At 70.5% G+C, this 15,664-nt stretch carries 15 protein-coding genes; 10 read left to right on the top strand and 5 right to left on the bottom strand.

Annotated features, from left to right (window positions below):
- The first annotated feature begins 51 nt into the window (after nt 1-51).
- From chvE to ABZY45_RS02800, 4 genes are read left to right on the top strand one after another with little or no spacing between them, the layout of a single operon-like run.
- Nucleotides 52-1,161 carry a multiple monosaccharide ABC transporter substrate-binding protein gene (chvE, locus tag ABZY45_RS02815; RefSeq protein WP_356735394.1) on the top strand — a complete coding sequence of 370 codons (1,110 nt, stop codon included), beginning with the start codon at nt 52-54 and terminating at the stop codon, nt 1,159-1,161.
- Between the two features lie 32 nt (nt 1,162-1,193).
- On the top strand, nt 1,194-2,744 hold the full coding sequence (gene mmsA, locus ABZY45_RS02810) for a multiple monosaccharide ABC transporter ATP-binding protein (protein WP_356735392.1): 1,551 nt from the start codon (nt 1,194-1,196) through the stop codon (nt 2,742-2,744).
- Complete coding sequence (mmsB, locus tag ABZY45_RS02805) at nt 2,741-3,985, top strand: multiple monosaccharide ABC transporter permease (protein WP_356735390.1); 1,245 nt, start codon at nt 2,741-2,743, stop codon at nt 3,983-3,985. The genes mmsA and mmsB overlap by 4 nt, the downstream gene beginning before the upstream one ends.
- Nucleotides 3,986-4,013: 28 nt before the next feature.
- Nucleotides 4,014-5,180, top strand: a complete 1,167-nt coding sequence (locus tag ABZY45_RS02800) for an aldose epimerase family protein (RefSeq protein ID WP_356735388.1) — start codon at nt 4,014-4,016, stop codon at nt 5,178-5,180.
- Nucleotides 5,181-5,252: 72 nt separating this feature from the next.
- On the opposite strand, the gene ABZY45_RS02795 is transcribed toward ABZY45_RS02800, so the two are convergent.
- Both ABZY45_RS02795 and ABZY45_RS02790 read right to left on the bottom strand, forming a co-directional pair.
- Nucleotides 5,253-6,770, bottom strand: coding sequence for an alpha-N-arabinofuranosidase (locus ABZY45_RS02795; protein ID WP_356735386.1), 1,518 nt, complete (start codon nt 6,768-6,770; stop codon nt 5,253-5,255).
- A gap of 184 nt (nt 6,771-6,954) precedes the next feature.
- Complete coding sequence (locus ABZY45_RS02790) at nt 6,955-7,383, bottom strand: organic hydroperoxide resistance protein (RefSeq protein ID WP_356735384.1); 429 nt, start codon at nt 7,381-7,383, stop codon at nt 6,955-6,957.
- A gap of 117 nt (nt 7,384-7,500) precedes the next feature.
- On the opposite strand from ABZY45_RS02790, the gene ABZY45_RS02785 reads away from it, so the two are divergent.
- On the top strand, nt 7,501-7,971 hold the full coding sequence (locus tag ABZY45_RS02785) for an MSMEG_6728 family protein (RefSeq protein WP_356735382.1): 471 nt from the start codon (nt 7,501-7,503) through the stop codon (nt 7,969-7,971).
- 68 nt (nt 7,972-8,039) lie between these two features.
- On the opposite strand, the gene ABZY45_RS02780 is transcribed toward ABZY45_RS02785, so the two are convergent.
- On the bottom strand, nt 8,040-9,062 hold the full coding sequence (locus ABZY45_RS02780) for an NADP-dependent oxidoreductase (RefSeq protein ID WP_356735380.1): 1,023 nt from the start codon (nt 9,060-9,062) through the stop codon (nt 8,040-8,042).
- A gap of 110 nt (nt 9,063-9,172) precedes the next feature.
- Here ABZY45_RS02780 and ABZY45_RS02775 point away from each other — a divergent pair, with 110 nt between their 5' ends.
- The gene (locus ABZY45_RS02775) at nt 9,173-9,619 is read left to right on the top strand and encodes a MarR family transcriptional regulator (RefSeq protein WP_356735378.1); all 447 of its coding nucleotides are present in this window, start codon (nt 9,173-9,175) and stop codon (nt 9,617-9,619) included.
- 152 nt (nt 9,620-9,771) lie between these two features.
- Here ABZY45_RS02775 and ABZY45_RS02770 read toward each other — a convergent pair whose 3' ends face one another.
- Nucleotides 9,772-10,488, bottom strand: coding sequence for a hypothetical protein (locus ABZY45_RS02770; protein ID WP_356735376.1), 717 nt, complete (start codon nt 10,486-10,488; stop codon nt 9,772-9,774).
- Between the two features lie 123 nt (nt 10,489-10,611).
- On the opposite strand from ABZY45_RS02770, the gene ABZY45_RS02765 reads away from it, so the two are divergent.
- The 3 genes from ABZY45_RS02765 (at nt 10,612) to ABZY45_RS02755 (ending at nt 13,877) form a co-directional block, all read left to right on the top strand.
- Nucleotides 10,612-11,184, top strand: coding sequence for a hypothetical protein (locus ABZY45_RS02765; RefSeq protein ID WP_356735374.1), 573 nt, complete (start codon nt 10,612-10,614; stop codon nt 11,182-11,184).
- 133 nt (nt 11,185-11,317) lie between these two features.
- Entirely contained in the window at nt 11,318-12,355 is a 1,038-nt protein-coding gene (locus tag ABZY45_RS02760) for a rod shape-determining protein (RefSeq protein ID WP_356735372.1), read from the top strand.
- Between the two features lie 16 nt (nt 12,356-12,371).
- The gene (locus ABZY45_RS02755) at nt 12,372-13,877 is read left to right on the top strand and encodes a GAF domain-containing protein (protein WP_356735370.1); all 1,506 of its coding nucleotides are present in this window, start codon (nt 12,372-12,374) and stop codon (nt 13,875-13,877) included.
- Here ABZY45_RS02755 and ABZY45_RS02750 read toward each other — a convergent pair.
- A complete protein-coding gene (locus tag ABZY45_RS02750) occupies nt 13,855-14,286 on the bottom strand; it encodes an Lrp/AsnC family transcriptional regulator (RefSeq protein WP_356735368.1) in 432 nt (143 codons plus the stop codon). The genes ABZY45_RS02755 and ABZY45_RS02750 overlap by 23 nt on opposite strands.
- Before the next feature lie 228 nt (nt 14,287-14,514).
- On the opposite strand from ABZY45_RS02750, the gene ABZY45_RS02745 reads away from it, so the two are divergent.
- Nucleotides 14,515-15,654: a NarK/NasA family nitrate transporter gene (locus ABZY45_RS02745; RefSeq protein WP_356736558.1), complete on the top strand. Its 1,140-nt coding sequence runs from the start codon at nt 14,515-14,517 to the stop codon at nt 15,652-15,654.
- Nucleotides 15,655-15,664 lie beyond the last annotated feature (10 nt).

The raw sequence follows: 15,664 nt of genomic DNA, 5'->3' as shown, positions 1-15,664 counted from the left end.
GGCGTTTCGCAGCACCGGACCGAGCCCTGACCCACATCAAGGATGATGACGATGCGCAACCGCAGAGCCGCATGTGCCGCCATAGCCACCGCCGCCTCCCTCGCCCTGACGCTGACCGCCTGCGGCCAGAGCAGCGAGGGTGGCAGCGAGGAGAAGAAGGGCGGTTCCGACAGCGCCACCATCGGCGTCGCGATGCCGACCAAGTCCTCGGAGCGCTGGATCTCCGACGGCGCCAACGTCGTGAAGGAACTGAAGGCCAAGGGCTACGAGACCAAGCTCGTCTACGGTGAGGACGACCCGGACCAGCAGGTCTCGCAGATCGAGAACATGATCACGCAGGGTGTGGACGCCCTGATCGTGGCCGCGATCGACAACAAGTCCCTCGACAACGTGCTCCAGCAGGCCAAGGACGCCGACATCCCGGTGATCTCCTACGACCGGCTGATCCTCGGCACGGAGAACGTCGACTACTACGCCTCGTTCGACAACGAGAAGGTCGGCGAGCTCCAGGGCACGTACATCGTGGACAAGCTCGGTCTGGAGGACGGCAAGAAGGGCCCCTTCAGCATCGAGCTGTTCGCCGGCTCCAACGACGACAACAACACCAAGTACTTCTTCCAGGGCGCGATGAACGTCCTGCAGCCCTACGTGGACAAGGGCGACCTGGTCGTCAGGTCCAAGCAGACCGCCCTCAACCAGGTGACCACCCTGCGCTGGGACGGCGGCACCGCGCAGAAGCGCATGGACGACCTGCTGACCTCCAGCTACCGCAGCACCCGGGTCGACGCCGTGCTCTCCCCGTACGACGGGATCTCCATCGGCATCCTCTCCGCCCTGAAGTCGGACGGCTACGGCACCAAGGCCAAGCCGCTGCCCGTCGTCACGGGTCAGGACGCCGAGGTGGCGTCCGTGAAGTCGATCATCGCGGGCGAGCAGACGCAGACCGTCTACAAGGACCTCCGTCAGCTGGCCAAGGTCGCCTCCAACATGGTCGACGCGGTCCTGAACGACAAGAAGCCCGAGACCAACGACACCAAGTCCTACGACAACGGCGCGAAGGTCGTCCCCGCGTTCCTGCTGCAGCCGGTCAGCGTCGACAAGGACAACTACGAGAAGGTCCTCGTCGACGGCGGCTACTACACCGCGAACGACCTCAAGTAACCGGGCTCCCTCAAGGATTGGAAGGCAAGACCATGGCGGGACCCGTCCTGGAAATGCGCTCGATCGTCAAGACCTTTCCCGGTGTCAAAGCGCTGTCGGACGTCACTCTGACCGTCCGTCAGGGCGAGGTCCACGCCATCTGCGGTGAGAACGGCGCCGGCAAGTCCACCCTGATGAAAGTGCTCTCCGGCGTCCATCCGCACGGCAGCTACGAAGGGGACGTCCTCTTCGAGAGCGAGACCTGCCGGTTCAAGGACATCCGGGCGAGCGAGCAGCACGGCATCGTGATCATCCACCAGGAGCTGGCGCTGGTGCCGTACCTCTCCATCGCGGAGAACATCTTCCTCGGCAACGAGCACGCGAGGCGCGGGCTCATCAACTGGAACGACACCCTCAGGCACGCGGGTGAACTGCTGCGCCGGGTCGGCCTCGACGAGCACCCGGAGACCCGGGTGGCCGACATCGGCGTGGGCAAGCAGCAGCTGGTGGAGATCGCCAAGGCCCTGTCGAAGAAGGTGAAGCTGCTCATCCTCGACGAGCCGACGGCGGCGCTCAACGACGAGGACAGCGGCAAGCTCCTCGACCTGATCCTTTCGCTGAAGGAACAGGGCATGACCTCGATCATCATCTCGCACAAGCTGAACGAGATCCGCCGGGTCGCCGACTCCGTCACGATCATCCGGGACGGGCGCTCCATCGAGACGCTCGACGTGAAGGCGGCCGGGACGACCGAGGACCGGATCATCAGCGGAATGGTCGGCCGCGACCTGGAGCACCGCTTCCCGGAGCGGACCCCGCACCACCCGGAGGAGGGGACCGCTCCCGCCCTCGAGATCCGCAACTGGACCGTGCACCACCCCATCGACCAGCAGCGCAAGGTCGTCGACGACGTCTCGATCGAGGTACGGCGCGGTGAGATCGTCGGCATCGCCGGGCTGATGGGCGCGGGCCGCACCGAGCTGGCGATGAGTGTCTTCGGCCGCTCGTACGGCCGGTACGCGGGCGGCACCGTCCTGCGGGACGGAGCCGAGGTCCGTACGAAGACCGTCCCGGAGGCGGTCGGGCACGGCATCGCCTACGCCACCGAGGACCGCAAGCACTACGGACTCAACCTCATCGACACCATCAACCGGAACATCTCGCTGACGGCGCTGGGCAAGGTCTCCAGGCGGGGTGTGGTCGACGAGCACGGGGAACGGCAGGTCGCCGAGGGCTTCCGCAAGTCCATGAACATCAAGGCGCCGACCGTCTTCGAGCCGGTGGGCAAGCTGTCCGGCGGCAACCAGCAGAAGGTCGTCCTCAGCAAGTGGATCTTCGCGGGTCCCGAGGTGCTGATCCTGGACGAGCCCACGCGCGGGATCGACGTGGGTGCCAAGTACGAGATCTACACGGTCATCGACCAACTGGCCGCCCAGGGCAAGGCGGTCGTCTTCATTTCCTCGGAACTGCCGGAGCTGCTCGGCATGTGCGACCGCATCTACACGATGGCCGCGGGACGGCTGACGGGCGAGTTCACCCGGGCCGAGGCCTCGCAGGAAGCGCTGATGCGTCAGATGACGAAGGACAAAGAGGTAACCCGATGAGCACGGACGTGACTGCCAAGACTCCGGCCCCCGCGCCGCCCGGCAAGGGCGGGTCCGCCTCCGGCGAGAGCCTGCTGCAGCTGATGCTCGGCGGCATGCGCCGCAACATGCGTCAGTACGGCATGCTGATGGCGCTCGGCCTGATCGTGGTGCTGTTCGCGGTGTGGTCGGACGGCGACCTGCTGCTGCCGCGCAACGTCTCCAACCTGGTACTGCAGAACAGCTACATCCTGATCCTCGCGATCGGCATGATGCTCGTCATCATCGCGGGCCACATCGACCTCTCGGTCGGCTCGCTGACCGCCTTCATCGGCGCGATGGCCGCCGTACTGATGGTCGAGCACTCTCTCGCCTGGCCGCTCGCCGTGGTGCTCTGCCTGGCCATCGGCGCCGTCGCCGGCGCGGTGCAGGGCTTCTTCATCGCCTACCTCGGCATACCCTCCTTCATCGTGACCCTCGCGGGGATGCTGCTCTTCCGCGGTCTGACGGAGATCTTCCTGAAGGGCCAGACCCTCGGCCCCTTCCCGAAGGACCTGCAGAAGATCGCCAACGGCTTCCTGCCCGAGGTCGGCCCGGACACCAACTACCACAACCTCACCCTGCTGCTGGGCTTCGCCCTGATCGCCTTCGTGGTGTTCCAGGAGGTCCGCGACCGCAAGCGGCAGCAGGAGTTCGCCCTGGACGTGGTGCCGGTCAAGCTGTTCCTGCTGAAGCTGGTCGCGCTGGTATCGGCCGTCCTCGTCGTCACGCTGCTGCTCGCCAGCTACAAGGGCGCCCCGGTCGTGCTGCTCATCCTCGGCGTGCTCGTCGTCGGCTTCGGCTACCTGATGCGCAACGCGATCATCGGCCGCCACATCTACGCCATCGGCGGCAACCTGCCCGCGGCCAAGCTGTCCGGCGTGAAGGACAAGAAGGTCACCTTCCTGGTCTTCCTGAACATGGGCATGCTCGCGGCCCTGGCGGGTCTGGTCTTCGCCGCCCGCTTCAACGCGGCCTCACCCAAGGCGGGCCTCAACTTCGAACTGGAGGCCATCGCCGCCTCGTTCATCGGCGGCGCGTCGATGAGCGGCGGCGTCGGCACGGTCCTCGGCGCGATCATCGGCGGCCTGGTCCTGGGTGTGCTGAACAACGGTATGAACCTCGTCGGCATCGGCACCGACTGGCAGCAGGTCATCAAGGGCGCGGTGCTGCTGGCCGCCGTCGGCTTCGACGTCTGGAACAAGCGCAAGGTCGGTTCGTAACACCCCCTCTCGCGACAGGAGTTGTTTCATGACCTTCAGCACCGAAACCAGCAGACGCACCGTCCTGGCGGCCACGGCCGCCGCCGGGCTGGCAGTGGCGGCGGGCGCGCCCGCCGCGCACGCCGCAGCGAACGGGCGCACCCCCTCCAAGGAGCTCTTCGGCACGCTCGCCGACGGGACGAAGGTGCACCGCTGGACCCTCGCCAACGGCGGAACCCGGCTGAAGGTCCTGTCCTGGGGCGGAGTCGTCCAGTCCCTGGAGGTCCCGGACCGCAGGGGCCGGACGGCGAACGTGTCGCTCGGCTTCGGGAACCTCGCCGACTACGTGGCGAAGTCCCCGTACTTCGGCGGGCTGATCGGGCGGTACGGCAACCGCATAGCCGAGGGGCGCTTCACCCTCGACGGGGTCACGCACCAACTGCCCCTCAACGACGGCCCGAACAGCCTGCACGGTGGCGACCAGGGCTTCGACAAGCGGGTCTGGGACGTCGAGCCGTTCACCTCGCGGGGTGACGTCGGGCTGGTCCTCACCCGGACCAGCCCGGACGGCGAGGCCGGCTACCCGGGCACGCTCGCCGTCCGTGTCGTCTACACCCTCACCTCCCGGGGTGAGTGGCGCATCGACTACTCGGCGACCACCGACCGTGCCACGGTCCTCAACCTGACCAGCCACGCCTACTTCAACCTGGCGGGCGAGGGCAGTGGCAGCGTCGACGGGCACCTGCTGGAGCTGGCCGCGGCGCGCTACACCCCGGTCGGCGCGACACTCATCCCCACGGGTGAGCTCGCCCCGGTCGCGCGTACGCCCTTCGACTTCCGGCGCCCGCGGGCCATCGGCGAGGCGGTGCGCACCCCGCACGAACAGATCGGCTTCGGCCAGGGCATCGACCACAACTACGCGCTGGACAAGGGGATCACGGCCCGTCCTGAGTACGCGCTGACCGTGACGGAGCCCGGCTCCGGCCGGGTGATGAAGATGTACACGACGGAGCCCGGCATGCAGGTCTACACCGGGAACTTCCTCGACGGCACGCTGACGGGCACGTCCGGGCGGGTCTACCGCCAGGGCGACGCGTTCTGCCTGGAGTCCCAGCACTTCCCGGACTCCCCCAACCAGCCGTCGTTCCCCTCGACGGTGCTGCGCCCCGGCGACACCTACCGTTCGACGACGGTGCACGCCTTCTCGGCACGCTGAACACTCCTTCCCACCAGACGTACGGCGCCCTCCCCCGGCCGGGGGAGGGCGCCGTACGTGTGGGTAAGGCGATCAGACCAGCCGGATCATGTTCCAGGACAGCGGTTCCAGCACGGCCTTGAGTGTTCCGCCGGCCAGTTCGGTGCCTTCGACGGCGTGCGGCACGACCCGCTCGGGCTCGGCCAGGGTGTTGCGGGCCTCCGGATCGGCGTCCGCGACGGCCTGGTGTTCGGCGACCTCGGTCAGCTCCAGTCCGGTCAGGACGACTTCGAGCGGCAGCGCGGAGTCCTGACTGCGGTTGACGGCGAAGACCGTGACCGCCCCCGTCTCCGGGTCCCGCACGGCGGTGGCGTGCAGCAGGTCCGTCTCGCCGTACTTCGCCGTGCCGTACGTGGGCGAGTCCACCCGTACGTCGAGGACCTGGCCCCGTCCGTGACGCGCGGCCTGTGCGAAGGGGAAGAAGGTGGTCTGCCGCCAGGCCGGGCCTCCGGGCTCGGTCATGATGGGCGCGATCACGTTGACCAGCTGGGCGAGGCAGGCGACGGTGACGCGGTCGGCGTGGCGCAGCAGGGCGATGAGCAGGCTGCCGAAGACGACCGCGTCGGTGACGCTGTAGTTGTCCTCCAGCAGCCGGGGCGCCTCGGGCCAGTCGAGCGGGTTCTCCACCGCGTCCTTCTGGTAGCGGCTCATGTACCAGACGTTCCACTCGTCGAAGGAGAGGTTGATCTTCTTCGTCGACTTGAGGCGGGCGCCCACGTGGTCGCAGGTCGCGACGACGCTCTCGATGAAGGACTCCATGTCCACGGCCGAGGCGAGGAAGGAGTCCCGGTCGCCGTCGGTATCCTCGTAGTAGGCGTGCAGCGAGACGTAGTCGACGAGGTCGTAGGTCTCGGCGAGCACCGTCGCCTCCCATTCGGCGAACGTCGGCATGCTGCGGCTGGAGGAGCCGCAGGCCACGAGCTCGACGGACGGGTCGATCTGGCGCATCGCGCGCGCGGTCTCGGCGGCGAGCCGGCCGTACTCCTCGGCGGTCTTGTGGCCGGTCTGCCAGGGCCCGTCCATCTCGTTGCCCAGACACCACAGCTTGATGCCGAAGGGGTCCTTGTCACCGTGGCCGACACGGCGGTCGGAGAGTTCGGTGCCCGAGGGGTGGTTCGCGTACTCCTGGAGCTGGATGGCCTCCTGGACACCGCGGGTGCCGAGATTGACCGCGAGCATGGGTTCGGCCTGCGGGCCGACCTTCCGGAGGAAGTCGATGTACTCGGAGAGACCGAAACGATTCGTCTCGGTGGAGCGCCAGGCGAGGTCGAGACGGCGGGGGCGCTCGTCGGCGGGGCCGACGCTGTCCTCCCAGCGGTAGCCGGAGACGAAGTTGCCGCCGGGGTAGCGGATGGCGGTGACACCGAGCTCGCGGACGAGATCAAGGACGTCGGTACGCAGTCCGGCCTCGTCCGCCGACGGGTGGCCGGGCTCGAATATGCCGTCGTAGACACAGCGGCCGAGGTGCTCGACGAACGAGCCGAAGAGCCGGGGGTCGACGTCGCCGACGGTGAAGGCCGGGTCGAGGGTGAAGCGCGCGGTGCGGGTCATGGCTTCCTTACTCGTTCGATATTTCGAATGCTGCTCGTAACCTCGAACGGACCGTAAAGTTCAACCTCGTTGGCAGTCAATGCCTTTGCGCGCGCTCTTCCGGACGGGGCTCCTGGCACACGGCCGAGGGCCGCACCCCGGTGTGACGGGATGCGGCCCTCGGTCGTACGCGAAGAGCTGCGGCTCAGCCTGCCGACAGCTCGACCTTGATGTTGCCCCGGGTGGCGTTCGAGTACGGGCACACCTGGTGCGCCTTCTCGACGAGCGCCTGGGCGGTCGCCTTGTCGACGTTCGGGATGGAGGCGCTGATCGCCACCTCCAGGCCGAAGCCGCCGGCCTCGGTCTTGCCGATGGACACCGAGGCGGTCACGAGCGAACCGCTGATGTCGGCCTTCTCCTGACGGGCGACCACGCCGAGGGCCCCCTGGAAGCAGGCGCTGTAGCCCGCCGCGAAGAGCTGCTCGGGGTTGGTGCCCGCACCGCTGCCGCCCATCTCCTTCGGCGGGTTGACGACGACGTCGAGTCGGCCGTCGTCGGTGGCGACGCGCCCGTCACGGCCGTTCTCGGCGGTGGCGACGGCGGTGTAGGCCACGTCTATGTGCTGGATGGTCATACGGGTGATTCCTCCTGCTGATGCGCCGCGACTCGCGCCCACGACCGCGACGGCCTGCGCCGAGCCTAGCGGGTGACGGCCGAGGGCACTCCGGCGCGGACGCGGTATGCATGATTCATGCAGACTTTCCTGCCGTACGCCGATTTCTCCCGAAGTGCCCTCACGCTGGACCAGCGACGACTGGGCAAGCAGCGGGTCGAGACGATCCAGGTCCTGCGCGGCCTCGTCGTCCCCGGTTACGGCTGGCGGCACCACCCCGCGGTCCGTATGTGGACCGGCTACGAGGAGGCTCTCGTGCGCTACGGCCTGGACATGTGCGCGGCGTGGACCGCCGAGGGGAGGGCGGACACCTGCGCGGCGACCCTGCGCAAGGACCTCGCGGGGGCGCTCCGGCGCACCACCGTGCGGCAGAGCTCCGAACTCGCGGCCGCGGGGGAACTGCCGCCGTGGCTGGGTGACGAGGCGTTCCACCGGAGCCACCGCTCCGCCCTCGTGCAGAAGGACCCGGCGTACTACCGGCCGCTCTTCCCCGACGTACCGGCCGACCTGCCGTACGTGTGGCCGTCCTCGGACCGCGACGGGCGGTGAGGGCGAGCCCCGGGGAGGAAACCGGCGGCGGGCCCGCTGCCGGGGGACCGCCGCCGCGCCCTGGTCGCTCAGGCGTCCAGAGAAACGATCATCTTGCCGGTGTTCTCGCCGCGCAGCAGACCGAGGAAGGCCTCGAAGCCGTTCTCGATGCCCCGGACCGTGGTCTCGTTGTACTTGAGCTGCCCGGAGGCGATCCAGCCGGCCACCTCCTCGACGAACTTCGGCTGGAGGGCGGAGTGGTCGCCGACGAGCATGCCCTGGAGGCGGAGGCGCTTACCGATGACGAGCGCCAGGTTGCGCGGGGCCGGGGTGGGCTCCGTGGCGTTGTACTGGGCGATCATGCCGCAGATGGTGGCGCGCCCGTGGACGTTGAGCGAGGAGATCGCCGCCTCCAGGTGCTCACCGCCGACGTTGTCGAAGTAGACGTCGATGCCGTCCGGAGCGGCCTCGGCGAGCTGCTGCCTGACGGAGCCGTTCTTGTAGTTGAAGGCCGCGTCGAAGCCGTACTCCTCGACCAGGAGCTTGACCTTCTCGTCGGAGCCGGCGGAGCCGATGACCCGCGAGGCGCCCTTGATCTTCGCCAGCTGGCCGACCTGGCTGCCGACCGCACCGGCCGCACCGGAGACGAAGACGGCGTCGCCCTCCTTGAAGGAGGCGACCTCGAACAGGCCCGCGTAGGCGGTGAGCCCGGTCATGCCGAGCACGCCCAGGTAGGCGGAGAGCGGGGCCAGGGAGGCGTCGACCTTGACCGCGTGCTTGGCCGGGACGTCGGCGTACTCGCGCCAGCCGAGCCCGTGCAGGACGTGGTCACCCACCGCGAAGCCCTCGGCGTTCGACGCGACGACCTCGCCGACCGCTCCGCCGTCCATGGGGTGGTCGAGCTTGAAGGGCGGGGTGTACGACTTCACGTCGTTCATCCGCCCCCGCATGTAGGGGTCGACCGAGAAGTGGAGGTTGCGGACGAGGACGCGGCCCTCACCGGGAGCGGTCACCGGCGTCTCACGCAGCGCGAAGTCCGTGGCCTCGGGCCAGCCGTGCGGGCGGGCGACGAGGTGCCATTCGCGGCTGGTCGTGGGAAGTGCAGCAGACATGGGCTCGGGTTCTCCTCGATGTCGTGGAGGGAAGCGAAAAGCTTCAGGACGTGAAACAACCATGCGGGCAGATATTTCACCTTGTCAAGTAATCCACTACCCTGGGTGTCATGGCCACCTCGCGCACGGACCCGCTCACCCTCGACGTCATCCAGCTCATCGGCGGCGTCGTGGCGCGCTACCACGAGGAGTACGACCGGGCCGCCGCCACGCACGCGCTGACCGGCGCGCAGGCCCGCGTACTCGGTCTCCTGTCCCTGGAGCCGATGCCCATGCGGAAGGTCGCCCAGAAGCTGAAGTGCGAGCCGTCCAACATCACCGGCATAGTCGACCGGCTTGAGCTACGCGGCCTGGTGGAACGGCGCCCGGACCCGGCCGACCGACGGGTGAAGCTGGCGGCGCCGACCGAGGAGGGCATCCGGACGGCCCGGCAGTTGCGGGACGCCCTGGACTTCGCCCGGGAGCCGCTCGCCGAGCTGTCGGATGCGGAGCGGACGGTGCTGCGCGACCTGCTGCGCAGGATGCTCGGAGAGGACGCCGGCCCGACTCCGTCCTGACGGCCGCACGGCCGGGAGGTGGCTGCTGCACGCGTGCCGGGGCACCGCGGTGCAGGCCGCCCAGCAGCGGAACGGCCGCGTGACCGGTCCGCGGCGCCCGTCCGTGGCGCGGCGCGATCGGGCGGCCGGGGCGGTGTCGCCGGCGTCCCGCGTCAGCAGAAGATCCACCACCGGCAGGTCTCGGTGGGGGACGGTGTGGGCTCGGGGTCCTGTGAGGGCTCCCGCGTCGTCGGCTCCGCCGAGGGCGTGCCCGGGCCCGAAGGCTCGGCCGGTGACCCGGTCGCGTCCGGGTCCGGCGGGGCCGTCGCCGACGCCGTCGCCGTCGCCGGGGCCTGTGTCGATGTGGGGGCGGGCGGGGCCGCCCCGGTCGTCCTCCCGCCTGCCGGACCGTCCGTCGCCGTCGCCGTCGCCGTGGCGGAGTGGGAATCGGTGACCGGCACCACGGTGGGGGCGTCCACCGGGCCGGGTTCGCCGGTCTCCGCGCTCGACGAGGCCGAGGGCAGGGTCTCCGTGGCGGAGGACGACGCCTCGCTCACGTACTCCGATGCGCCGCTGTCGCCCCCGGCCTCCATGGCCAGCTCGGCCAGGCTGAGCGCCCCCAGCGCCAGCACCACGCCCGCCGCTGTCAGGAGCAGCGCCCGCCCGCGCCTGCGGTGCGTTGGGCGGCCTCGCCGCCGGGTGGCGCCCCGGGCTCGGCGCCGGTGACCGGCGGCGCCGGAAGCGTCCGAGGGCTCGGCGGCGGGTTCCACGTCACGGCCGGGGCGGTCGGCGAGGCCTGCGAAGGGGCTCAGCGCGTCGGCGGGAGTCCCGCAACCGGCGCAGGCCAGCGCCCCGTTGAGGTGCCGTCGGCACGGGTGGCAATAATCCATGGCGCCCGAAGAGTAGACCCGCGCGGAACAACACAGGAAGCCGCGCAGGTGAGGATCCTGTGTGGAATCCGGGACTCCGCACCGGGCTGCCCGATACGTGCGATAGGCGGCAGGATGGGCCCCATGACCTCTCCCGCCCCGTTCGGTCCGCTCCAGTTCCAGCTCGTCCTGCTGCGCCGGATGGCCGACCACCAGCCGGACCTCGTCGAGGACGCCCGCCACGAACTGAGCGCGTCCCTCGCCGAGATGCGCGAGGCGAACCGGCGATGGCAGGCCATGCTGCGCGCCCCGCGCGGCCGGGGCGCACTGCGCCGCTACCGCTCGGTGCTGGGCGAACCCGAGACCTCCGTACGCCGCTCGGTCGGGGACCTGGAGTGCGACGCGCTGCTGTGGCGGCTGCCGCTCTGGCCGGATCTGCGGTTCGAGGTGATGGCCGGCCCCGGCGGTGCCGTGTGGAACGAGTGGCTGGTCCGCGCCCCGGGGGCGGCGGGCCCCGGGCTGCGCACCGCCGCGGACCTCCTGCCCTGGTCCTGCACCGTGGACGAGGTGGCCAGGGCCTTCGAGCCGGCCCGGCCCATGGAGGGCAGCGCGCCGACCCGCTGGGCGCTGGCCTTCACCGACCCGGCGAGCGGGGAGCCGCACGTAGCGGAGTTCACCTGGGGGCTGTTCCAGCGGCTGCTGCCCGGCCGCGCCTGAGATCTGTCGCGCCGTCAGCTCCGGGTCCCCCCTACGGCTCACCCAGCGCGCGCCGCTCCCGGCCCGGCGCGACGATGCCAGGAGAGCCGGCTGCCGCCGGTGCCCCCCGTCAGCGCTCTCGGGAGAACCTGCCGTGACCGTCAGTCTCGATCAGTTGCGCCGTTGCCATGTCGCCGTCGATCTCGGGGCCGCGAGGACCCGTGTGTACATCAAGGGAGTGGGGCTCGTCGTCGACGAGCCCAGCGTCGCCGCCGTGAACACGCGTACCGGCTCGCTCATCGCCGTCGGCGCGCTCGCCGAGCAGATGACCGGCCGGACACCGGGGTACATCCGGGTGGCCCGCCCGGTCTCCGGCGGAACCGTCGTCGACATCGACATGGCGCAGCGCATGCTGCGCCATCTGCTCGGCGAGAAGCTCAGGCGCCAGCTGCGTCGCAAGCCCCGGCTGCGGGCCGCCGCCTGCGTCCCGCACGAGGCGGATCCGCTGGCCCAGCGGGCGGCCGTGGAGACCCTCGTGGGGCTCGGCGCCCGGCGCGTGGAGCTGGTCGACACGCTGATCGCCGCTGCTGTCGGCTGCGGGCTGCCGGTCGAGCAGCCGACCGCCTCCATGATCATGGTGTGCGGGGCCGCCACCACCCAGATCGCGGTGCTCTCGCTCGGCTCGATCGTGACCGCCGTACGCATCCCGGTCGGCGGCGAGGCCATCGACCACGCTGTGATCCAGCACCTGCGCCAGCACCACGAGCTGATGCTGCCCAGCCAGTCGGTGCGCCCGCTCCAGCTGGCCCTGCGCGGCAACGGCCTGACGCTCAACGGCCCGGCGATGACGGAGATCCACGGCCGCGACGTGGCCACCGGTCTCGCCCGTTCCGTGCAGGTCGACACCGCCGCCGTACGCCAGGCCATCCACGCCCCGCTCACGGCGGTGCTCGACGGGCTCGGCAAGGTGCTGCGCGACTGCCCGCCCGACCTGGTGGCCGACATCGCGGACTCCGGGATCATGATGGTCGGCGGCAGCGCCCTGCTGCCCGGACTCGACCAGATGCTGCGGGACGCGACGGGCGTGCCCGTGCACATCGCCGAGCGTCCGGACGTGTGCGCGGTGCTGGGGCTCGGCGCGATGCTGGACGGCACGGTCCAGCCGCTGGTCCTCGCCCCGCTCGCCGGCTGAGGGCCACGGCTCACAGGTGCCCGGAACGGGGCCCGACCTGCGGACCACCCTCCAGCACATCGTGGACACCGCGACGGCGCTGGCCGGGGCGCACCACGGCGCCCTGGCCCTCCTGGACAGCGGGGACCGACACGTCACCGACCTGTTCACCTCCGGCATGAGCGAGGCGGAACACCATGACGCGGCCCCGCTCCTGCACGGGCGTACGGGAATCCTGGGCGCCCTGGTGGACGACGCGCAGGCGGTGCGCGTCGACGACCTGGCGGCCCGCCCGCATCCCGGCGCCCGGCCGTCCGGGCCGCTCCGGCCGCGCTCCTTCATCGGAGCGCCCGTACGGGTGCACACCGAGGTGCTCGGCAGTCTCTGCCTGACCGCGCCGGAGGCCGGCAGCTTCGACGACACGGATCTGGCGCTGCTGCGGCTCCTCGCGTCCCAGGCCGCCGCCGCGATCGGCGGCGCGCACCTGTACGAGGCGGCGCGGCAGCGGGAGCACTGGATCGAGGGTGCCGCGGCCGTCACCAGGGCGCTGCTGACGGGGGCGGGCACGACGGACGCCCTGATGACCGTCGCCGAGCGGGCGCGGGTGCTGGCCGGTGCCGTGGCCGGGGTGATCCTCCAGCCGACCGCCGACGGCGGGATGGAGATCGTCGCCGCCTCCACCCTCGAGGATCCCGCGGGCCTGATCGGCACCGCCATCGAACCGGGGTCCCCCGTCCTCGTGCAGTTGCTGGGCGGCGAGGAGGTGTTCATCGAGGACTCCGCGACCGACCCCCGGATGACGACCCCGGTGCGCTCCCGCTTCGGCCCCAGCATGATGCTGCCGCTTCAGAGCGGAGGGCGGCTCATCGGCACGCTCGCCCTGCCCAGGGGGCGCGGCGGTGAGCCGTACACGGAGATGGACCGGCAGCTGGCCTCGCAGTTCGCCTCCCAGGCCTCACTGGCGCTGGTGATGGCCGACGCGCGGCACTACCGGGAACAGCTCGCCGTCTACGAGGACCGCGACCGCATCGCCCGCGATCTGCACGACCTGGTGGTCCAGCGGCTGTTCGCGACGGAGATGATGCTGGAGTCGACCCGCCGCAAGGACCTCGCAGGGGACACCGGCACCGCCGACTTGCTGGCGAAGGCGGTCGACGAGCTGGACTCCACGATCCAGGAGGTCAGGACGGCGATCTTCGCGCTCCAGCAGCCGCCTGCCGAGGTGCCCGCGACCTTCCGCGGCAGGGTGCTGCGTGAGACGGGAGGCGCGGCGGCGGCGCTCGGTTTCCCGCCGTCGGTGCACTTCGCGGGAGCGGTGGACGCCCTGGTCACCGAGCCGGTCGACGGGCAGCTGCTCGACGCCCTGCGCGGGGCGCTGGCCACCGTGCAGCGCAGGACCGGCGTGTCGGCGGTCGAGGTGGAGGTGGACGCGACCGCGCGGCTGCCCGACGGGCGCGCGGCGGTGCGGCTGGTGGTGGCGGACGACGGGCGCGCCGAGGACGGCGTCCGGTCGCCGACGGTCATCTGGCAGGCGCCGCTCTGAGCGCGATCCGGGTGGTGGAGTGCGCGACGCCCGCGTCCTTCTTCAGCCGGCGCAGCAGCGCGTCCAGCGAGGCGGGGTCTGCGGCGGTGGCCCGTACGAGGTAGTCGTGGGCGCCGGTCACGTGCACCACCTCGGTGATGCCGGGCAGGGTGAGCACCGCGCGCTCGAACTGCTCGTTCGTCGTGTCGAGGCGCAGGGACACGTCGATGAAGACGACCAGACCCGAGCGGGTGTCGGCTGCCGGGTCGATGATGACCGTGAAGCCACGGATCACCCCGTCACGGCGCATGCGGCGTACGCGGTCGCCCGCGGCGTTGGCGCTGAGTCCCACGCGCACACCCAGATCGCGGTACGAGATCCGGGCGTCCTCCTGGAGGATGCCGAGGATCTCTCTGTCCAGCCGGTCCATACCGCGATTGTCGCAGCCCGGGGCCGGAAACGGCGGGTGAGCGGCGTCGGCGAGAGCCGTGGAGAGGGGCTGCGGCCATGGGGCGTCTGCCGTGCGAGGACTTCCCCGGATGGCCCAGTCCGCCGTGCCCCGTGAAGCTGTCGAGCCTTGACTTGCGGTGTGGAAGCAACCGCCGAGCAGACACCCGCCCCGCACCGGAACCAGTCCGCCGCCTACCGGAATCTGATCATGGCCACGATCGGGTTCACGCTCACCTTCTGGGCCTGGAACCTCATCAGCCCGCTCTCGGGGGACTTCAAGGAGCGGCTGGACCTGAGCTCCTTCCAGCAGTCCCTCCTGGTCGCGGTGCCCGTGCTGGTGGGGTCCCTCGGCCGCATCCCGGCGGGCGCGCTGACCGACAAGTACGGTGCGAAGCTGATGTTCCCCGTCGTCTCGGCGCTCACGATCGTCCCGGTGCTGCTGCTCATCCCGGCGAGGGACTCCTACGGGGCGATGCTCGCCGTCGGCTTCCTGCTCGGCCTCGGCGGTACGACGTTCGCGATCGGCATCCCCCTGGTCAATTCGTGGTTCCCGCCCGCGAAGCGCGGTCTCGCGCTCGGGGTCTTCGGGATGGGCATGGGCGGCGTCGCGCTGTCCGGCTACTTCACGCCGCGCATCGCCGAGCACAGCGAGAACCTGCCGTTCTGGATCGTCGCCGGGGCGCTCCTGGTGTACTCCTTGCTCGCGGCGGTCCTGATCAGCGACCATCCGGACCGCAAGGTGCCCGCGCAATCGCTGGGCCGCCGGCTGGGCGAGGCGGGCCGGCTGCGGGTCACCTGGGAACTCTCCGCGCTGTACGCGATCGGCTTCGGCGGCATCGTGGCGTTCGGGGTGTACCTGCCGACGTATCTGAAGACCTGGTACGAGATGTCACCGACCGAGGCGGGCACCAAGGCGGCGGGATTCGCACTGGTCACGGTCATCTTCCGGCCGATCGGCGGGTGGCTCTCGGACCGGATCCACCCCGCCCTGGTCACGGCCGGGGCGCTGCTGCTGGCCGCGCTGATGGCCATCGTCCAGGCCTTCGACCCGCCGCTGTACCCGCTCGGCACGGTCGCGCTGCTCTGCATGGCGGCCGGACTGGGCACCGCGAGCGGCAGTGTCTTCGCGCTGGTGTCCCAGGTGACGCCGCAGGCCAAGGTGGGCAGTGTGACCGGCATCGTCGGCGCGATGGGCGGGCTCGGCGGCTTCGTACCGCCTCTGGTGATGGGCGCGATCTACAGCGCGAAGAATTCGTACTCGATCGGCTTCATGCTGCTCTCCGACCTGGCGCTGGCGGGCTGCGTATACGCCTACGGCCGGATGCGGAACGTCCGGCAGGACGGCTGACCGGGCGCGG

The sequence above is a fragment of the Streptomyces sp. NPDC006516 genome (assembly GCF_040611875.1).
Classification (GTDB): domain Bacteria; phylum Actinomycetota; class Actinomycetes; order Streptomycetales; family Streptomycetaceae; genus Streptomyces.
This window is presented reverse-complemented; position numbering and strand designations above follow the sequence as displayed.

What these genes read in the sequence shown, in the direction of transcription:
- ABZY45_RS02765 (WP_356735374.1), top strand. Translation starts at nt 10,612, where the DNA reads ATGACCTCTCCCGCCCCGTTCGGTCCGCTCCAGTTCCAGCTCGTCCTG.
- ABZY45_RS02795 (WP_356735386.1), bottom strand. Translation starts at nt 6,770, where the DNA reads ATGACCCGCACCGCGCGCTTCACCCTCGACCCGGCCTTCACCGTCGGC.
- ABZY45_RS02775 (WP_356735378.1), top strand. Translation starts at nt 9,173, where the DNA reads ATGGCCACCTCGCGCACGGACCCGCTCACCCTCGACGTCATCCAGCTC.
- ABZY45_RS02770 (WP_356735376.1), bottom strand. Translation starts at nt 10,488, where the DNA reads ATGGATTATTGCCACCCGTGCCGACGGCACCTCAACGGGGCGCTGGCC.
- ABZY45_RS02750 (WP_356735368.1), bottom strand. Translation starts at nt 14,286, where the DNA reads ATGGACCGGCTGGACAGAGAGATCCTCGGCATCCTCCAGGAGGACGCC.
- mmsA (WP_356735392.1), top strand. Translation starts at nt 1,194, where the DNA reads ATGGCGGGACCCGTCCTGGAAATGCGCTCGATCGTCAAGACCTTTCCC.
- ABZY45_RS02780 (WP_356735380.1), bottom strand. Translation starts at nt 9,062, where the DNA reads ATGTCTGCTGCACTTCCCACGACCAGCCGCGAATGGCACCTCGTCGCC.
- mmsB (WP_356735390.1), top strand. Translation starts at nt 2,741, where the DNA reads ATGAGCACGGACGTGACTGCCAAGACTCCGGCCCCCGCGCCGCCCGGC.
- chvE (WP_356735394.1), top strand. Translation starts at nt 52, where the DNA reads ATGCGCAACCGCAGAGCCGCATGTGCCGCCATAGCCACCGCCGCCTCC.
- ABZY45_RS02785 (WP_356735382.1), top strand. Translation starts at nt 7,501, where the DNA reads ATGCAGACTTTCCTGCCGTACGCCGATTTCTCCCGAAGTGCCCTCACG.
- ABZY45_RS02800 (WP_356735388.1), top strand. Translation starts at nt 4,014, where the DNA reads ATGACCTTCAGCACCGAAACCAGCAGACGCACCGTCCTGGCGGCCACG.
- ABZY45_RS02790 (WP_356735384.1), bottom strand. Translation starts at nt 7,383, where the DNA reads ATGACCATCCAGCACATAGACGTGGCCTACACCGCCGTCGCCACCGCC.
- ABZY45_RS02745 (WP_356736558.1), top strand. Translation starts at nt 14,515, where the DNA reads ATGGCCACGATCGGGTTCACGCTCACCTTCTGGGCCTGGAACCTCATC.